This window comes from Oceanivirga miroungae, assembly GCF_902505095.1.
Taxonomy (GTDB): Bacteria; Fusobacteriota; Fusobacteriia; order Fusobacteriales; family Leptotrichiaceae; genus Oceanivirga; species Oceanivirga miroungae.
Genome location: NZ_CABWIB010000001.1, coordinates 1,210,133 through 1,229,038 on the forward strand (window position 1 = coordinate 1,210,133; position 18,906 = coordinate 1,229,038).

At 26.0% G+C, this 18,906-nt stretch carries 12 protein-coding genes, 1 pseudogene and 1 riboswitch; of the genes and pseudogenes, 7 read left to right on the forward strand and 6 right to left on the reverse strand.

Annotation, left to right across the window (positions count from 1 at the left end):
* Positions 1-2 precede the first annotated feature (2 nt).
* The 4 genes from OMES3154_RS05785 to vapD form a co-directional block, all read right to left on the reverse strand.
* Positions 3-908: a DNA adenine methylase gene (locus tag OMES3154_RS05785; protein ID WP_156683838.1), complete on the reverse strand. Its 906-nt coding sequence runs from the start codon at positions 906-908 to the stop codon at positions 3-5.
* A gap of 113 nt (positions 909-1,021) precedes the next feature.
* The gene (locus OMES3154_RS05790) at positions 1,022-2,356 is read right to left on the reverse strand and encodes an NCS2 family permease (protein WP_197271522.1); all 1,335 of its coding nucleotides are present in this window, start codon (positions 2,354-2,356) and stop codon (positions 1,022-1,024) included.
* Between the two features lie 63 nt (positions 2,357-2,419).
* On the reverse strand, positions 2,420-3,757 hold the full coding sequence (locus OMES3154_RS05795; RefSeq protein WP_197271523.1) for an NCS2 family permease: 1,338 nt from the start codon (positions 3,755-3,757) through the stop codon (positions 2,420-2,422).
* 53 nt (positions 3,758-3,810) lie between these two features.
* Positions 3,811-3,912: riboswitch (purine riboswitch) on the reverse strand.
* 455 nt (positions 3,913-4,367) lie between these two features.
* Entirely contained in the window at positions 4,368-4,652 is a 285-nt protein-coding gene (vapD, locus tag OMES3154_RS05800; protein WP_156683841.1) for an endoribonuclease VapD, read from the reverse strand.
* 287 nt (positions 4,653-4,939) lie between these two features.
* Between vapD and OMES3154_RS05805 the strand changes: the two genes are divergently transcribed.
* From OMES3154_RS05805 to OMES3154_RS05835, 7 genes and pseudogenes are all read left to right on the forward strand, one after another.
* Complete coding sequence (locus OMES3154_RS05805) at positions 4,940-5,605, forward strand: glycosyltransferase (protein ID WP_156683842.1); 666 nt, start codon at positions 4,940-4,942, stop codon at positions 5,603-5,605.
* Positions 5,605-8,997, forward strand: a pseudogene (gene smc, locus OMES3154_RS05810) (chromosome segregation protein SMC); the annotation flags it as partial. The gene OMES3154_RS05805 and the pseudogene smc, both read left to right, overlap by 1 nt.
* Before the next feature lie 50 nt (positions 8,998-9,047).
* Positions 9,048-10,196 (forward strand): L,D-transpeptidase family protein, encoded by a 1,149-nt coding sequence (locus OMES3154_RS05815; RefSeq protein WP_156683844.1) that lies wholly within the window; start codon positions 9,048-9,050, stop codon positions 10,194-10,196.
* Between the two features lie 48 nt (positions 10,197-10,244).
* Positions 10,245-11,972, forward strand: coding sequence for a phospho-sugar mutase (locus tag OMES3154_RS05820; RefSeq protein WP_156683845.1), 1,728 nt, complete (start codon positions 10,245-10,247; stop codon positions 11,970-11,972).
* A gap of 9 nt (positions 11,973-11,981) precedes the next feature.
* Positions 11,982-12,695 carry an META domain-containing protein gene (locus tag OMES3154_RS05825; protein WP_197271525.1) on the forward strand — a complete coding sequence of 238 codons (714 nt, stop codon included), beginning with the start codon at positions 11,982-11,984 and terminating at the stop codon, positions 12,693-12,695.
* A gap of 1 nt (position 12,696) precedes the next feature.
* Positions 12,697-12,966: an ACT domain-containing protein gene (locus OMES3154_RS05830; protein ID WP_156683847.1), complete on the forward strand. Its 270-nt coding sequence runs from the start codon at positions 12,697-12,699 to the stop codon at positions 12,964-12,966.
* An 8-nt stretch (positions 12,967-12,974) separates the two neighbouring features.
* A complete protein-coding gene (locus tag OMES3154_RS05835) occupies positions 12,975-14,339 on the forward strand; it encodes a PFL family protein (protein ID WP_156683848.1) in 1,365 nt (454 codons plus the stop codon).
* A 30-nt stretch (positions 14,340-14,369) separates the two neighbouring features.
* On the opposite strand, the gene OMES3154_RS05840 is transcribed toward OMES3154_RS05835, so the two are convergent.
* Together OMES3154_RS05840 and OMES3154_RS05845 are read right to left on the reverse strand one after the other, a co-directional pair.
* Positions 14,370-18,443, reverse strand: a complete 4,074-nt coding sequence (locus OMES3154_RS05840; protein WP_156683849.1) for a hypothetical protein — start codon at positions 18,441-18,443, stop codon at positions 14,370-14,372.
* Complete coding sequence (locus OMES3154_RS05845; RefSeq protein ID WP_156683850.1) at positions 18,427-18,882, reverse strand: MarR family transcriptional regulator; 456 nt, start codon at positions 18,880-18,882, stop codon at positions 18,427-18,429. Before OMES3154_RS05845 ends, OMES3154_RS05840 begins: the two co-directional genes overlap by 17 nt.
* Positions 18,883-18,906 lie beyond the last annotated feature (24 nt).

The window sequence follows — 18,906 nt, forward strand, 5'->3', positions numbered from 1 at the left end:
CTTTAAAATCTATTTGTAATTAAAAGTTCACTTAGTTCCCCTCTTTTATTACCATTTGAATTTATTCTTCTATTGGTTTTCACTCTATGTATATTAAATTCTTTATATAGTTCATCAAAAAAGTTATCATCTTCACTTGTATTTTTAGGGTCTGAATTACTTAGTACACATATAGCTCCTTTATCGCTAAGTTTTTTAAAATAGTTAGCTAAGTTTATTTGCTCGTTATCATCAAACATGTCTTTAGCATAAGAAACAAAGCTAGAACTTTCACTTATAGGTCTATATGGTGGATCAAAATATACAAAAGTATTTTTATCTACAAAATCTATAGACTCATCATATTTTTTATTAAATATTTGAACTTTTTGTAACTTATTTGAAACCACTCTTAAATTTTTATCATCACATATTCTTGGATTTTTATATCTCCCCATAGGAACATTAAAAAGACCACTTTTATTGACCCTATATAATCCATTAAAGCATGTTCTATTTAGAAATATAAATAGAGCTGAACCATAGATAATATCATCAATTTCTTTTAAAATATACTTATTAAATTCGTCTCTTTTTTCATAATAATATTTTTTTCTTTCTTCTTCGCTAGATAAAATATACACATCTTGAATTTTTTTCAAAATTAAAATTAAATCTTCTACATTATTTTTTATAGTTTTATATAAATTAATAAGCTCTTCATTTATATCGCTTATATACACTTCTTTTATATCATAGTTTGAGAGTATATCAAATAATACAGCACCTCCACCTACAAAAGGCTCACAATATTTATATATTTCATTACCTAACTCATCTGGATAATATTTTTTTATATCCCCAACCAAAGAAGATTTACCTCCAGCCCATTTTATAAATGGTTTTGCTTCATTTTCAAAATTTTTCATTTATCCTCCAATATTTAGCACATTCACAATATAATTATACAGTATTTAAAGTAAAATATAAATGATAATTTAGTAAATAAAAAAGTGCCTCACACATAGACACTTCTTATTTTCTACATTGTTACAAAATATAATATGAATAAAATAAATAGTAGCCACAATGATATATTAATCTTTTTATACTCATTTTTAGCTATCATTGTTATTACATAAATGATAAGTCCTGCTGCTAATCCATTTACTATTGAATACGTTAATATCATTATTATTATAGTCACAAATCCACTTGAAGCAGATGTAAAATCATGCCAATCAATACTAGATAGCTGTGTTGCCATAAGTATTCCAACCACTACTAAGGCAGGCGCTACTACTGGATCTATAAATTTACCATCTACATTAATACTAGCAACAACTTTTAATAAAGGTGCAAAAAATGTTGCAAATATGAAAAATATTCCAGTAAACACTGAAGTTAATCCTGTTCTACCTCCAGCTGCTACTCCACTTCCTGATTCAATATAGCTTGTAACATTTGAAGTACCTAAGACTGCTCCTGTTATTGTACCTAGCGCATCTGAGTAAAACATTTTATCCATATTGTAGTCTTTTCCAGCATGTCTTTCTATCTTATTTGTAACTGCTATTAGTGTTCCTGCAGTATCAAAAAAATCTACAAATAGCATAGTAAATATTACTACTATACTTTCTGGTTTTGTTATTATACTTTTTAATCCTTGTATGAATGCTCCAACTAATGATGTATCAATTTTAACATCTATAACACTTGTAGGTAGCTGTGGCATATTATTTATCCCAAGCATTCCTAAAACTATACCTACTATAGCTGTTATTACAATCCCAATAAATACACCAGCTTTATACTCTTTTGTAAGTAAAATTACAGTTATAATAAGTCCAAATATAGCTAGAATAACTGTTGGATTTTTAAAATTCCCTATACCAACTAAAGTCGCATCATTTCTAACTATTACACCCATTTTAACAAGACCAATGAAGGCTATAAAAAATCCTATAGCTGCTCCTATTGATTGTTTTAAACTTTCAGGTATTGCTTCTATTATTTTCTTTCTTAGTCCTAATAATGAAATTATTAAAAATATAACACCTGATACAAAAACCATAGCTAATCCTTCGTATGGTGTATATCCAAGTGTAAATACTACTGTGTATGTAAAAAAGGCATTTAATCCTATTCCAGATGCTAGTGCTATTGGAGCATTCGCATATAGGCCCATAAATATACAAGCAACTGCTGCTGATATTGTTATTGCAAAAAATACAGCACGACTTTCAAGGCCTGATTCGCTTAAAATTGAAACATTTACAGTTAATATATATGCCATTGTTAAAAATGTTGTAAGCCCTGCAAAAAACTCACCTTTTATTGTTGTTTCATGTTCTTTTAATTTAAAAAATTTTTCCATAATTCTCCTTTGTATATCAAAAAATGCATAACAATTAAGCTATGCATTTTTCCTATTTTCTAACTAAAATGCAGAAAAGTGCAGTATAAATATTACAAATAATATCCAGATTGCTGGTTTTATTTCTTTTATTTCTTTTTTTACTACCTTAGTTATTACATAAACTATAAATCCTGCAGCAATTCCGTTTGCTATTGAATATGTTAATATCATTACTATTATTGTTACAAATCCACTTGAAGCCGCTGTAAAGTCATGCCAATCAACACTTGATAATTGAGTTGCCATAAGTATTCCAACTACTACTAATGCTGGTGCTACTATTGGATCTAAGAATACTCCATCTGCTACCATTATGCTTGATACTATTTGTAATAATGGTGCAAAGAATGTTGCTAATAAGAATAATACTCCTGTTACAACTGCTGTTAATCCTGTTCTACCACCTGCTGCTACTCCACTTCCTGATTCAATATAGCTTGTAACATTAGATGTTCCTAAAACTGAACCTGTAATTGTTCCTATTGCATCTGAATAGAACATTTTATCCATGTTATAGTCCTTACCAGAATGTTGTTCTATTTTATCGGTAACAGCTATTAATGTACCAGCTGTATCGAAAAAGTCAACGAATAACATAGTAAATATTACTACTATACTCTCTGGTTTTGTTACTATACTTTTTAGTCCTTGTATGAATGCTCCAACTAATGATGTATCTATATTTGCATCTACTATTCTTGTAGGTAATTGTGGCATATTAGATACTCCTAACATTCCTAAAACCACACCAATTACTGCTGTTAATAAGATACCGATAAATACACCTGCTTTGAAGTCTAAGCTTAGTAAAACTATTGTAATAAATAGTCCTAATAATCCTAATAATACTGTTGGGTGTTTAATATTCCCTAAACCAACTAATGTTGCAGGATTATCAACTATTACTCCCATTTTTACAAGCCCTATAAAGGCTATGAAAAATCCAATTGCAGCTCCTATTGATTTTTTCAAGCTTGCAGGAATACTGTCTACTATTTTCTTTCTTAATCCTAGTAGAGAAATAATTAAAAATATTACTCCTGATACAAATACCATTGCTAGTGCTTCTTGATAAGTATAGTTTAATGTTAATACTACTGTAAATGTGAAAAACGCATTTAATCCCATTCCAGAAGCTAATGCTATTGGGGCATTTGCATATAGTCCCATAAATATACACGCTACTGCTGCTGATATACTAGTTGCAAAAAATACAGCTGTACTAGGCAATCCTGCTATACTTAAAATTGATACGTTTACAGCTAAAATATATGCCATAGTTAAAAATGTTGTAATCCCTGCAAAAACCTCTGTTTTTACATTTGTACCGTGTTCTTGAAGTTTAAAAAACTTTTCCATGATTCCTCCTCATTCCTGTTCCGCATTATTTTTGAAAATAAAAAAAGCTGTAAAGAGATTTTTTATCTCTTAGTAGTACAGATATTTACGGCATCTGTGTAGAAACTCTTTCACCATATTAGAAAGATTATACGGAACAACCTACCCGTATTCTAGCAACTTACCAAAAAAATTGCAATCTTTTTTTATTGCTTTGTACTTTAAAGTTTGATATATAGCACTCTGAGATTTTTTATTGTTATTTAGAAGTTGTATTAGTTGGTAATAAAACAACTTATATGCCCTTAATGATAGTTTGGATAGTAATGTTTCAATAAACATATCATTAGGGGTTTTATTATTATACGCTTTTTTAGAGTTTTCTTGCTAATTTATATTTCATTGTCCGCTATTTATTGATATTATCTCTTATCTAAGAGTTATTACTAAGGCTTAACAATATATTACTGTTTTATTTTCTTATTTCCTTAATACGCGATTTTTACTAACCAATCATATTAAACCAATTTAATCTCAATAGTACTACCTTCAAATTTTTGCCAGTAAAGTGCAAATATTTATTAATTAAAAAGGAGATTTATTTCACTCTCCTAATTACATAATTCTTTAATTAATTTCTTACTATATCTGTGAAGTCAGACCAATCTTCAACTTTAAAAGCTCTTATATATCTTACAGAATTTTTAAACCACTCTATACTTTTTAATTTTGTTATTGCTTTATATACTTCAGCTAATGAATTTTTATCTGTATCACTCATATATAAACTTCCTTGAGTCCACTTGAAACCTAAATCTTCTAATTCTTGTCTAACATCGTCATAAGCTTTATTATAAGGTTCTCCATAATGTTTTTTTAAATCTTCAATTTTTAAATCAAATGCTATTGCATACATTACTTTTTTACCTCCTTTTTAATTTCATACCTAATCATAATACATTTCTAATAATTTTTCAATTATCACTCTATGTTTTGTACTTTAAAGTGTAATATATAACACTCTGGGATTTTTATTGTTATCTCTGAATTATCCTTAACTTTATTGATTAATTGGTATCATTTTCTATTCGATTGGTATCATTATTGGTATCATTTTCAATTCAACCACATCTTCCTCATATTATTCTTTAAATTAAGTGTAATTTTTGGTATAATAAAAGAAAAACAAGAGGTGATGATATAATGAAAATTTCACTAATTCTAGCAATAGAAGATGAAGATATTTCAGATGTTTTAAAAACTTTAAAAAATCAAACAGTAAAATCATTTGAACTTCTAGTTATTTCAAATAAAAATAATAGTGTGACAGAAAATTTAATAAATATGTATAATAGGTTTTATGATATAAGGTATATTGTGGCGAGTAATAAAGCTAGTGTAAATGACTTAAAAAATATCGCATTAGCTTATGTTAATTATGATATTATTTCATTTTTAAATAGTAAAACCACTTATTCAATAAATGTAGTTGAAACTTGTATAAGTACCCTATATGGTAAAAGTAAAACAATTTTAGTTTTAAATGACGATGATAGTGAATTTAAGAAAAAATTAAATAGACGAAATATATTTGATATAGTTAATAGTGATAACTACTTTGTTAATTTTGAAAAAAATGATATTTATCTTTTAAAAAATAATTATGAAAAAAGGGCTAATGATATAGAATATATTTCAAACTTAATAAAAGATGGATTTACAGCATACTTATACAAAAATGCTAAAATATATTCTGATAATTCTTACGACAAAGAAATATTGGACTTAATGAGAAAAGAAATTATTTCTAACAATAATATCTTGCTTACATCAAAGTATATTAAAAAAATATTTAAAGGGGTAAAATAGTGTATTTAAAAGGGCTATATATAAATGGGTTTAAATCTTTTTCAGGTAAAAACTATATAGAATTTAATAAAGGAATAACAGGAATTGTAGGTCCTAATGGTAGTGGTAAAAGTAATATACTAGATGCTGTTTTATGGGTTTTAGGAGAACAAAGCTACAAGCAAATAAGGGCAAAAGAAAGTGCTGATGTAATTTTTTCTGGTGGGAAAAATAAAAAGGCAAGATCAAGCGCTACTGTTTCTCTTATTGTAAATAATGAAGATAGATACCTAAACATAGATACAGATGAGGTAAGTATTACAAGAACTATAACAAGAGATGGTGAATCTACTTATCAAATTAATAATAATAAATGTCGTCTAAAAGATATTAGCGACCTATTTTTAGATACAGGAATAGGAAAGCAGGCTTATTCTGTAATTGGTCAAGGTAAGGTCGAGAAAATAATAGGATCATCTGCAACTGATTTAAGAAATATAATAGACGAAGCTGCTGGAATTAAAAAAGCTAAATCTGAAAAAGAAAATTCATTAAAAAAGCTTAAAAATGTAGAAGATGAGATTGAAAAAATAGAGCTTGTTGAAAAAACAATACTAGAGCATTTAGATAAATTAGAAGAACAGGCTAAAAAAGCTAAGGTATATAAAAGCTACACTACAGAAATTAACACTTTAAAATATATGAGTTCTAGCTATTTAGTTGAAAATAGCATAAAAGAAAATGAGATATTAACAGCTAAAAAAAGTGATTTAGAAACTAGTATAGCTAAACTTAATCAAGACCTTTTAGAAAATGAAAATGAATCTAATAAAAATGAAAAAAGAAAAAATGAAATAGAATTAGAACTAGATAATATTTTCTCACAAAATAAAGAAAATGATGATAAGTTAAAAGAACTAAAAGAAAGTGAGAAAACGTATTCTAATAATCTTTCTAACTTTATTACAGATACAAAAATAAAGGAAGAAAAAATAAAGGGACTAAGTAGTAGTTTAGATGAATTAAAAGTCAGTTTAGATGCTAAAAAAGAAATTAAATTAAATTTAGAAAATGAATTAAAACTACTAGAAAAAGAAATAAATACTTTAAATGACTTAAACGAAAAAAGAATTGAACTTAAAAATAGTTTAAATAATTCTTTAGCTATTGCTAATGAAAATTACCAAAATTTAGAAGTAGATAAAATAAAATTAAAAAGTCAAAATAGTGATTTAGAAAAAAGAATAACACTTGCAAATAATAAGCTAAATATAATAACTAAAGAATTAGAAGTAGCAAATAAAAACTTAGAAAATCTTTTAAATAACAATGAATTTAATGACTTAAATACTTTAGTTAGTAAAAATTCTAATAAGAAATTAGAATTAGAAAAACTTGAAAATATAAATAATAAAAATATGGCTTCTTATCAAGAAATTAAATTAGAATATAACTCTATTAAAAATTCACTAGATAACCTAAGTCAAATGAATAAAGCAATACAGTATGTAATAAATCAAAGTAAAAATGACAATGATGTATTAGCTCCATTTATAACACTAATAGATATTCCTAGTAAGTATCAATTAGCAGCTTCACTAGTAGCAGCATATGCTTTTAATGATATAATCGTTAAAAACGATTATACTGCTAATAAGTATATTAAACTACTTAAGGAAAACAAGGTTGGGTCAACTTCATTTTTAGCTTTAAATAAAATTAAAACAAAAAAACTTACATTTGAAAAATTTGAAAACGCAATATATCTAAGAGATGTAGTTAAAAGTACTAATTCTAATAAAGATGTAGATGAGGTTATAAACTATGTTTTTTCTAATAGTTTAGTAGTTGATAAATTAGAAGATGGATTAAAGATTAAAAACTTTTACGATAAAATTGTAAGTTTAGATGGAGATTTAATATCTAGTAGTGGTAGAATAACAGGTGGTTATGTAAATAAAAAAATTGATGAAACCTTAATAAAAAAAGATCGTTTAAATTTTTTATCTGATAAAAAAGAAAAATTAGAGTTAGAAATTAAAACATCTTCTTTAGAAATTTCTAAACTAAAAGATGAAATTTTAGAAAATAACAAGATTATAGCAAATCTTAAAGAAAAGTTTGATGACTTTAATAGAGCTAAAAACTCATATAATCGTGAAATTGAAACATACAGATTTGAAATTGATGAAAACCAAGATTTCATAGATAAAAGCAAAAAAGATATTTTAAGTAATAATCAAATACTAGATAGAATTGATGAAAAAATATTAGAAAATGCTAATAATAAAGAAGAAGTGACTATTAAATTAGAAAACTTAAATAAAGAAGAGTCACATACTGATAAATTAAATGAAATGAATATTAAAAAAGCTGTACTAGATGAAAAATTATCCTCTATTAACTTGTCTTACTTGGAGAATAATAATAAGTATATAAGTATAAAAGAAGAATTTGATAGTATACAAAATTTCTTAGAAAATAAAGAGAGTATATATCATTCTATAGAAGAAAATATAAATAAAATATCTACTTTAATAAATAATATTTTAAATGAAAATTCTTCTTCTCAAGAAAAAATAAAACTTTTAACTAATGAAAACTCTAAATTATCAAAAGAACATTCAAACCTACTTGAAATAAAAAATGAATTAAATTTATCTTTATTTGATAAAAATAATAGAGTTGCTAAATTAGTTGAAGATATAGAGAAAAATAATTTAGTTATAGAAGAAAATAATATAATTTTAGGCGGACTTGAAGAAATAAAAGAAGAAATACTATCTAATATGAATTATTCTGTAATAGATAGTGATGCTACACTTAGATTAACTCAAAAAAAGATTTCCGTTAATGAAAAAAGTAGATCTAATTTAGGGGATATCAATTTAAGTAGTATTGAAGAATATAAAAATGAAAAAGAAAAATACGATAAACTAACTAATGATAAATTTGATTTAAATAGAAGTCGTAATCAAATAATGACTTTAATATCTGAAATTGATGAAGAAATAATAAATAAATTTAATATTTCAATTGAAAATATTTCTAATAACTTTAAGTATATGTGCTTTGAACTTTTACATAAAGCAAGTGGACAAATTAAAGTATTAGATGAGCTAGATCCAATAAATACAGGTCTTAGTTTAAGTGTTAAGTATAAAAATAAACCAGAACAAAGTCTAACTTTATTATCTGGAGGAGAAAAATCTATGTTAGCAGTCGCCTTTATAATGGCAATATTCATGTATAAACCTAGTCCATTTACATTCTTTGATGAGGTTGAAGCAGCACTAGATGAAGCTAATACAAAAAAATTAATTGAACTTTTAAAAAAATTCAATTCTTCTCAATTTATGTTAATTACACATAATAAGGAAACAATGAAAGGAGCAGACAGACTATACGGTGTTACTATGAAAAAAGATGTAGGAGAATCCCTTATAGTATCTGTTGATATATAATGAAAAAAATAATATTTTTAATTTATTTAGTTATAAGTTTTCTGTCCTTTTCAGATGAAACTCTTATAACTTATAAAAACTATGATAAACCAAATTTAAAAAGAGATACTCTATTAGCTAAAGAATTTTCAACTAATTTTGATAATTTTGTATATGTTAAATATAATTCAAATGTTAGAGCCCAAACTAATAGAGAATCTGATATAGTTACAAAATTAGTTAATGGTAGTAAAGTAGAAGCATTGTCACTTGTACTTACTGATGATAATAGAACTTGGTTTAAAATAAAAGATAACAATGAAAATATTGGTTATTTAGATGCTAGTTTAGCTATAAAAAGAGAATTTAATTATGAAAAGGCTATAGAACTATCTGAAAAAGTTAATGACTTTATAAAAAAATACAAATGGAAAATTAAAATTATATCTAAATTTAAACCACTAGATAACACAATTTTAAATGAAGAAGATATACTAGGTAATTTTGCAAACCAAAGTGTTACTGTTTATACAGATGAAGCTAAATCAAATCTATATAACCTACCAGATAGGGCAATGTTTACAATAATAGGCGAGAATGATGAATACTATCTAATTAAATCACCTTACTATGACGAAACTTTATATATGCCTAAATCTAACAAAGAATATTTTTTAAATTCTGGTTTAGGAAAAAACGTAAATAAATTCATTTTCATAGACAAGGATTCTCAAACAGAAATTGCCTTAGAATTAGGTGAAAATAATACATTTAATTTAATTACAAGTTCTTTTGTTACAACTGGAATAAATAGTAAATATGGTTTTGAAACTCCAACTGGTATGTTTTTAGTAGCTATAACAAAACCTAAAATGTTCTATTTCAAAGATGGTTCTACTGAAGAAATAAATGGTGAGGCAAAATTTGCAATAAGATTTTCTGGTGGTGCATATATACATGGTATACCTAGCCTATACGAACCAGAGGAAAATATAAATGAAAGAATTGAAATAACTAAAAGTTTAATTGGTTCTTTTGGAATATCTCATAAATGTGTTAGAAACTATGATGAGGTTGTATCTGAACTATATAATTGGGTTGGATATAAAAAAATATTAGACGGTAATTTAAGAATTCCTAAAGAAAATACCATAGTAATTGTTGAATAATTAAGGTATTGACAGTATAATATATTAGGAAAATAAGGAGGAAATATAATGGACTATAAAAAAAATTATGAAAATTGGTTAAATTATGAAAATTTAGATGAAGAATTAAGAAAGGATTTACTTTCAATAAAAGATGATGAAAAAGAAATTAATGATAGATTTTATCAAGAATTAGAATTTGGTACAGCAGGACTTCGTGGTAAATTAGGAGCAGGTACAAATAGAATGAACTACTTAGTTATAGCAAGAGCTACTCGTGCATTAGCTGAGGTTATTCTTGATGTAGGAAAAGAAGCTAGAGAAAAAGGAATTGTATTTGCATATGATTGTAGAATAATGTCTACTGAATTTGCAAAAGAAGCTGCTTTAATTATGGCTAGTGCTGGTATTAAAACTTATTTATTTGAAGATTTAAGACCTACTCCAGAATTATCATTTGCAGTTAGATACTTATCTTGTATATCAGGGGTTAACATTACAGCTTCACACAATCCAAAAGAATATAATGGGTATAAAGTATATTGGGAAGAAGGATCTCAAATAAAAGATGATATAGCAAGTAAAGTTTTAGCTAAAATGAAAAACATCTCATACTTTAAAGACTATAAGAGCTTAACATATGAACAAGCTATAGAAAGTGGAATGTTAGAAATAGTTGGAGAAAAAATAGATAGAGCATACTATGAAAAAGTTAAACAGGAATCATTAAGAGATGAATCTGAATTAGATAAGAGTGTAAAAATTGTATACACTCCACTACATGGAGCAGGTAATGTTGGAGTTCGTACGATGTTAGCTGAAACAAACTATAAAAATGTTTTTGTTGTTGAAGAAGAAGAAAAACCAAATGGACACTTCCCTACAACACCTTATCCAAATCCAGAGTTTCCAGTTGTATTTGAATATGCAAATAGATTAGCTAAAAAAGTATCGGCTGATATAATAATAGCAACAGATCCTGATGCTGACAGACTAGCAATAGAAGTAGTACATAAAGGTGAAATTATACCAATAAATGGAAACCAAGCTGGAGTACTAATAATAAATTATGTATTATCAACATTAAGCGAAAAAGGTAAAATGCCTAAAAACCCAGCTATAGTAAAATCTATAGTAACAGGAGATATGGGGACTGCTATTTGTAAAAAATATGGTGTAGAAATGATAGATGTTTTAACTGGATTTAAAAACATTTGTGCTCTTTCTAATAGATGGGAAAAAACAAAAGAAAAAACTTATGTAATGGGATACGAAGAAAGTGTTGGATATAATGTTGGGACATTTGTAAGAGATAAAGATGGTGTAACTGCTGCTATGTTATTTAGTGAAATGGCTGCATACTATAAAAAACAAGGTCTTACTTTAATAGATGTATTAGAAAACCTATTTAAAGAAGTTGGATATTATAGTGAAAAAGGTGTTTCTATTGTACTAGAAGGTATTGAAGGACAAGAAAGAATAGCTCGTATGATGGTAGAATTTAGAAATAAATTCCCTAGAACAATTAAAGACTCTAAAGCTATTCAAACTATTGATTACAAGACACAAGAAAAAACTAATTTAGAAAATAATGAAGTTAGTCTTATTGATATGGAAAAAACAAATGCATTTAGAGTTAATTATGATGATGAAAGTTGGTATACTCTAAGACCAAGTGGAACTGAACCTAAGATTAAACTTTATACATACGTTAAAGCAAGTACAAAAGAAGAATCTATTAGTAAACTAGAAGAATTCCAAAAAGTTGTTTTAGAAGTAATACATTCAATAAAATAGGTGATTAAATTGAAAAAAATTTTTAAATCTTTTTTACTTCTTTTACTCTTTACAAGCTGTTATAGAATAAATGAAATAAACGAAAGATTATTACTTCATAGAATACAATATGATAATTCTACAAAAGATACTCTAGAAAATAATGTAACCTTAGAGTTTGAAAATAACCGTGCTTTTGGTAAGTCTTTTGTTAATATTTATTCAACAAATTATTTTCTTGGAAATATAAGTTCAATTGATTTTAAGGATTTATCTTCAACAAGAATGGCAGGAAGTCCTTATGAAAATGAACTAGAAAGTAAATTTTTCTCAATATTAAGAGGAAATAGAAGATTCAGAAGAACTAACAAAAACGAATTTGAAATATATAACGATAAAAATGAAATACTTAGTTTTATTAACATAACTAATAAGACTGACTTAGATAAAAGAACTTTTGTACTTGAATCTGATAAAAGATTTTCTATTTCATTTGAGGAAGATAATGTTTATGGTACTTTACCAGTAAATTCATATTTTGGTAGATATACAATTAAAAATAATATAATACAATTAAAAGATATAGCAACTACATTAATGGCTTCTAATGACTTAGATATGAAAATGGAAAATATCTATTTAGAATATTTAAATAAGCCATATGTTGTTAGTCTATACAAAGATAAATTGATAATATTTGATAACAACAAAACTTATTTATTTATTGAAAAGAAGGATAACTAATATGGAAAAAGCAATAATTACAACAATGGGAGAAGATAAAGTAGGTATAGTATACAATGTATCTAAAATACTTTATGAAAATAATGTTAATATCATAGATATTTCACAAAAAGTTTTTACAGATAATATATTTTCTATGATAATGTTAGTTCAGCTAAACGATAATATTGACATAGCTACTCTTAGAGAAAAATTTACTAAGTTAGATATTTTAAATGTTAAAGTTTTCATTCAAGGTACAGAATTATTTAAATCAATGTATGAACTATAGGAGGACTAATGTTTTTTTCAAATGAAGAGATTATAGATACTATAAATATGATAACAATGTACAATTTTGATATTAGAACAGTTACTTTAGGTATTAGTCTTTTAGATTGTATGGGGCCAGATGCTAATATTGTTGCAGATAAAATCTATAAAAAAATTACAGAAAAAGGTAAAGATTTAGTAAAAGTTGCTGAAATGGTAAGTAAAAAATATGATATCCCTATAGTAAATAAAAGAATATCTGTAACCCCAATAGCTATAGTTGCATCTAGCTGTGATATAGAAGATTATACAATATTTGCAAAAGCTTTGGATAAGGCAGCAGTTGAGCTTGGAATTGATTTTATAGGTGGATTTAGTGCTTTAGTTGATAAGGGAATGACTCTTAGTGATAAAAGGTTAATTAACTCTATTCCTAAAGCAATTTCTTCTACAAATAGAGTATGCTCATCTGTAAATGTAGGTTCTACTAAAGCTGGTATAAATCTTGACGCAATAAAACTTATGGGAAAAACTGTAAAAGAATTAGCTAATCTAACACCAGATCAAGATGGACTAGCTGCAGCTAAATTTGTAGTATTTACAAATGCAGTTCCAGATAATCCATTCATGGCAGGAGCTTTTCACGGTATAGAAAATGCTGACACTGTATTAAGTGTTGGTGTTAGTGGACCTGGAGTTATGAGATCTGCTTTAGCTAAAATACCAAAAGATGCTAGCATTGAAAAAATAACTGATGAAATTAAAAAAGTTAGCTTTAAGATAACTAGAGTTGGAGATTTAATAGGTAGAGAGGTTGCAAGTGAGCTTGGAGTTAAATTTGGAATAATTGATTTATCATTAGCTCCTACTCCTGCTATTGGAGATAGTGTTGGTAATGTATTAGAAGAATTTGGACTTGAATCTGTTGGTGCTTATGGAACTACATTTGCTTTAGCTTTACTAAATGACGCTGTTAAAAAAGGTGGACTTATGGCAGCTAGTAGTGTTGGTGGATTAAGTGGTGCTTTTATTCCGGTCAGTGAAGATCATGCCATGATAGAAGCTACACAAAAAGACTATTTAAACCTTGAAAAACTAGAAGCAATGACAGCTGTTTGCTCAGTTGGACTTGATATGATAGCAATTCCTGGAGATACAAAAGAATCTGTTATATCTGGAATTATTGCTGATGAAATGGCAATTGGTATGATAAACTGTAAAACAACTGCTGTTAGAATTATACCTGTTCCTAATAAAAAAGAAGGGGAAATTGCTAACTTTGGTGGCTTACTTGGATATGCAAAAATAATGAGAGTAAATAACTTAGATTGTAGTGTTCTTATAAATAGAGGTGGTTTTGCACCAGCTCCACTACATTCATTAAAAAATTAAAAACTACACACTATAAAGTGTGTAGCTTTTTTATAAGTTATATCCTAAATCTAATATTACTTTAAATTTCTTTGATTCTTTTTCATTATCATATGCTAATCTAAATGGAACCTCTACTTTTAAATCCATAGTTATATCTTTTAATATTTTTCTTGAAAGTCCTATACTTGGAACTAATTCATTTTTAATATCATATCTTGAACTACCGTACAATCTATTATTTTCTAAATAAATATTACCTATACTTGTTCTTTTAACATTCAATCTATGTGCTAAACCTAGATTTATAATAGATTTTGAATTTGCAGTAAACTTCATTTTATATGATAAGTCTGTATTCAAATTAACATTAAGTATTTTTGATGTTAGTTTATTTTCTATTATCTTTTCTTCTTTTGTGATTTCAGTACTTATATTTGGCTTATCTTCTTCTTTTGGAAATTCTTTTATATTATAAAAACGACTCCAGCATAGATCATTCTTACAATAATACTTTTTTTTATTTATATCTTTTTCTTCCCAAATTTTTTGTACTTCCTCATGTATTTGTTTATTAGTTTTTCCTAGTCCAATTATTCCATTTTCTTTTATTTTTTTATCTTTGTCTGTAATTAATGCATAAAGTTCTTGGGTTTTTATTTTAGTTGTTGTTGTTTTATCTACAACTTTATCAGTAATATTTGTTGTTGTGTAATCTATTTTTAAATTAGATTTAATATTAAATCCAAGTTTTTTGCTATAGTTAAATCCTGCATCTAAATCATATTTTTTTAACACTAGCTTTTTACCTTTGATTTCTTTTTCTTGTTTTTCTTCTAAAGTCTCTTTTGTCTTTTTAACTACAAATACTCTTCCCATTTCAAATACTCTTCCCATTTCATCTTTTTTCTTATAATTTGAAATAAGATAATTGTTCTTTTTTATTTTCTCTTGTAGGTCTTCATCACTAACTACTGTAGTCTTAAACGTTGGGTCTTCCTTATCATCATTTTCTTTTTGATTAAAACTTATAGCACTTAAATTTAAGTGATATTTGAAGTTTCCATCTTCTTTTTCTAGGTCAAAAAATGGTGTAGCATTATATTTAGTTTCACTAGGTTTAAAGTCATATTTATCTAACATTTCTTTTATTACTACATATTCTGGATTTACTCCATTTTCATTTTGATTTCTATTTTTTAGAATATATAGTGTTGGTTCTTTAATTTCCTTTTTAAAATAGTTTTCAGTAACATAAATTGGCTTTTGCATACCGAAGAATGATTCTTTACTAGATATACCAAATTTTACACTATGCAGTTTATCTTTATATTTAAGTTCTATCATTGGTTTTATAGGTATATTTAATACTATTGGATTTAATTTTAAATCATAACTTAATTTGTTATTTACTCCATCTGCATTAAATGATATGAAGTCAGCATCTAAGTTTACTCCATATTTAAATAGTTCATCTAATTTAGAAGTTAATGTTAAATACCCACTATGCTTATATTTAACTTTAAGGTTTTTTATACTATTTATTACATCTTTATCATTTAATATATATCTTACACCTGTTCTATATACTAAATTAAATCCTGAAAAACGATTTTTTTCAAATGCTATTGGTGTTTTTATTTCATTTGTAATTACAAAATTGTCATCATAGCTTGTAGTAAGCTTTATATTAGGTTCTAATATATTATATACATTTGTTAATGTATTTTTACTAGGTTCTTTTTTCTCTTTTTTTACATAATCGCTAGCATCTACATCTCTTGGTTTCTTTTCTATTTTCTTTTTTTTATTATACGCAATTGCTTTATTTACAAGATTTAATTCTGTTTCTTTATTAACATCTATTGAATTTCCGTCTAGTCCTATTGGATTATTATTTTTATCTCTTACAGCAACATCTTCAGAATATTTTTCACCATTTATTACTATTTTTGGATTACTTACTATATCAAATTCTCCTAAATGTCTTAATCCTAGTTCTAGTCTATTTCTTTTAGTTAATTTTAAATCAAATAAAGCTTTTTGGTCTACTAAAAAACTGTGCATTGAGTATTCAAAGTGCGTATCTCTATCTTTTCTATCAAATTTATTAAATGAATATGTATAGCCTAAGTCGTTTTCATATACAAAACGATGCTTTTTATTTATGAATACTTGCCCTATTAAATCTAAATTTACTGAATTTAATTTTTTTGAATAATTATATTTTTCATGAGATATATCAAACCCATCATTTAATAAAAATTGTAAATTTGTACCAAAGTTTTTACCGTTATACCCCATTTTTATATTATATATCAAATTATTTTCCCTTGTTTTTCTAACGAGATCTTCTACCTCTTTTATCTCTATTTTTATCTTTTTCTCTAATTCAGTTTCATTTCTTTCTTTTTCACTTCTATGGAAGTATATTGATCTAATCAAATTAAATGTTTGATCCTCATATGGATTTTCTAATGCTTTTTTTAATCCACCTAGATTACTTACTAAGTTTGTTATAGCTGGTACTTTCCCAAGATAATCCCATATACCTTCACTTTCTTTTGTTAGTTTTTCTATGCTATCCACAATTTTTGAATAACTAGATTTCTTATATATTGGCATCAAATATTCATTTGATCTATCCACTATATAGAACCACTTATTTTCTAAATAATAACCTTCTTTTTTATATTTGTTTTTATCATTCTTATCATCAATTAGATTTTTTTTACTTTTAGTTATTGCAACACCATCTTTATATAGAACAGGGTCTGGTAAATTACCTGAGTATAAGTCATTTACATCAGAAACCTTTGGAAGTGCATCTAATACTTTTTTAAATTTAAAATCTCTTAAAGTTAAATCTGAAAATTCTTTAGGTAAATTATCTACTTCTTTCCATAGCCCTATACTTGATTCTTTTCTATCGTATGACATTCCTAAATCATCATATACTCTTTTCGCTACATTATTTATTAAGATTTCTCCCTCGTCCATATATTTGCCAGGAAAATTAGAAATTAATTTTGTTATATTTCCAAGTGAAAACTTTTCTAATATATTAGTAAATACTCTTATACTCTTATACTTATCCTTATTCTCACCATTTAATTCTTTATAAACATTTTGCATTATTAGTTTATGTGGTCCCCTACCATATAGAGATCCACTAGGTCTATTTAAAAGTACATTAGTACCTGCATATCCACTAACTTTTGCGTTTTGTAGATCAACTTCACTTAACTTTTCTAAGTCATCAATTGTTATTTTTTCTTTCTTTACTATATTATCTTTTCTTTCCCAGTTTTTAAAGTATTCCACTTTCTTATACCCTGGGGCAATATATTTTAAATCTAATAATTCTTTTCTTAAATCAAAATTTTCATTGCTTTCACCTAATCTAATACCAGGTGAAAATGAAAAATAGAAGTTATTTTTCTTAAATTCTGCTATAGGAGATATCATGAAATGTCTATCTACTCCACTAACATTTAGCTTTGGTCTTATACTTTCTTTCGGTATAGGATCTAATGTCACATTATATCTTATACTTTCTTTATCTAGTTCTTTTTCTTTATCTACTGTATCTATTTTATACTTGTATATTGAGTTTCCTTCTAAATACCCATGTATATCACCATATACATACTTATTTTTACTACTTACACCTAATTTTATCTTATCAAATTTATTACTTCCATCATATTTATAGTTATTATTTTGTAAATTAGCATACATAGCTAATCCTAATTTATCACTACTTAATTTAAAATCTAGATTACTTTGAATTTTTACTGATGTTGATAAATATTTAAGTGTTAAGTAAAAATCTCTTAATCTTCCATCTATTTTAGGTTTATATATTGTTTCCGTATTGCTACTTGTATCACTATTTTCAGTATTACCATTTTTATACGAATAATCTTCTGTTTTACTTGGTAATACTAATTTTAAAACTTCTGGCAAATAAAAAATTTCATTCGCTATATCATCTACACCAAATGAAGTTTTCGTAGAAAACTCTACCTCAGCTTTTAATCTACTTTCATTCTTATTTTCTTCTGCTAATGCCACTGATGCTAATAAACAAAATGAAAATATTAGACTATATTTTTTTGTCATTTTTCTCCTTATTTAAGCTAAAGCCTTTTTTCTGCATTTTCTCTATTGATTCAACAAAAGACTTCGCATTTTTCAATCCTATTATATCTATTATTTCTCTTATTATCCTTATTGACTCTCTATGTACTTTTAAAAAGTCCTCCTTATTATTTTCAACTAAACTTATATATGATAATCTACCATCCCCTTCTACTTTCTTATCTTCTACAAGATTTTTTTTCTTTAAAGATTTAATTATTCTATTTAGTAATGATTTGTTTATCTTAGTTTTATCTATAATATCCTTTAATGAAATTGCCTTTTCACCTTTTTCATATTCATCATACACAAAAAGTAAAACTATACTTTCATTATATGTAAGATTTTTAGTTATTTTATTCTTACTTATTACTCCAGTTAAATATATCCAAGACTTTAACATGCTATCTTCTAAATTCATACTCCCTCCCTAAAGTTTACATTG

What these genes read in the sequence shown, in the direction of transcription:
- OMES3154_RS05840 (WP_156683849.1), bottom strand. Translation starts at nt 18,443, where the DNA reads ATGACAAAAAAATATAGTCTAATATTTTCATTTTGTTTATTAGCATCA.
- OMES3154_RS05785 (WP_156683838.1), bottom strand. Translation starts at nt 908, where the DNA reads ATGAAAAATTTTGAAAATGAAGCAAAACCATTTATAAAATGGGCTGGA.
- OMES3154_RS05795 (WP_197271523.1), bottom strand. Translation starts at nt 3,757, where the DNA reads ATGGAAAAGTTTTTTAAACTTCAAGAACACGGTACAAATGTAAAAACA.
- OMES3154_RS05815 (WP_156683844.1), top strand. Translation starts at nt 9,048, where the DNA reads ATGAAAAAAATAATATTTTTAATTTATTTAGTTATAAGTTTTCTGTCC.
- OMES3154_RS05790 (WP_197271522.1), bottom strand. Translation starts at nt 2,356, where the DNA reads ATGGAAAAATTTTTTAAATTAAAAGAACATGAAACAACAATAAAAGGT.
- OMES3154_RS05845 (WP_156683850.1), bottom strand. Translation starts at nt 18,882, where the DNA reads ATGAATTTAGAAGATAGCATGTTAAAGTCTTGGATATATTTAACTGGA.
- OMES3154_RS05805 (WP_156683842.1), top strand. Translation starts at nt 4,940, where the DNA reads ATGAAAATTTCACTAATTCTAGCAATAGAAGATGAAGATATTTCAGAT.
- vapD (WP_156683841.1), bottom strand. Translation starts at nt 4,652, where the DNA reads ATGTATGCAATAGCATTTGATTTAAAAATTGAAGATTTAAAAAAACAT.
- OMES3154_RS05820 (WP_156683845.1), top strand. Translation starts at nt 10,245, where the DNA reads ATGGACTATAAAAAAAATTATGAAAATTGGTTAAATTATGAAAATTTA.
- OMES3154_RS05835 (WP_156683848.1), top strand. Translation starts at nt 12,975, where the DNA reads ATGTTTTTTTCAAATGAAGAGATTATAGATACTATAAATATGATAACA.
- OMES3154_RS05830 (WP_156683847.1), top strand. Translation starts at nt 12,697, where the DNA reads ATGGAAAAAGCAATAATTACAACAATGGGAGAAGATAAAGTAGGTATA.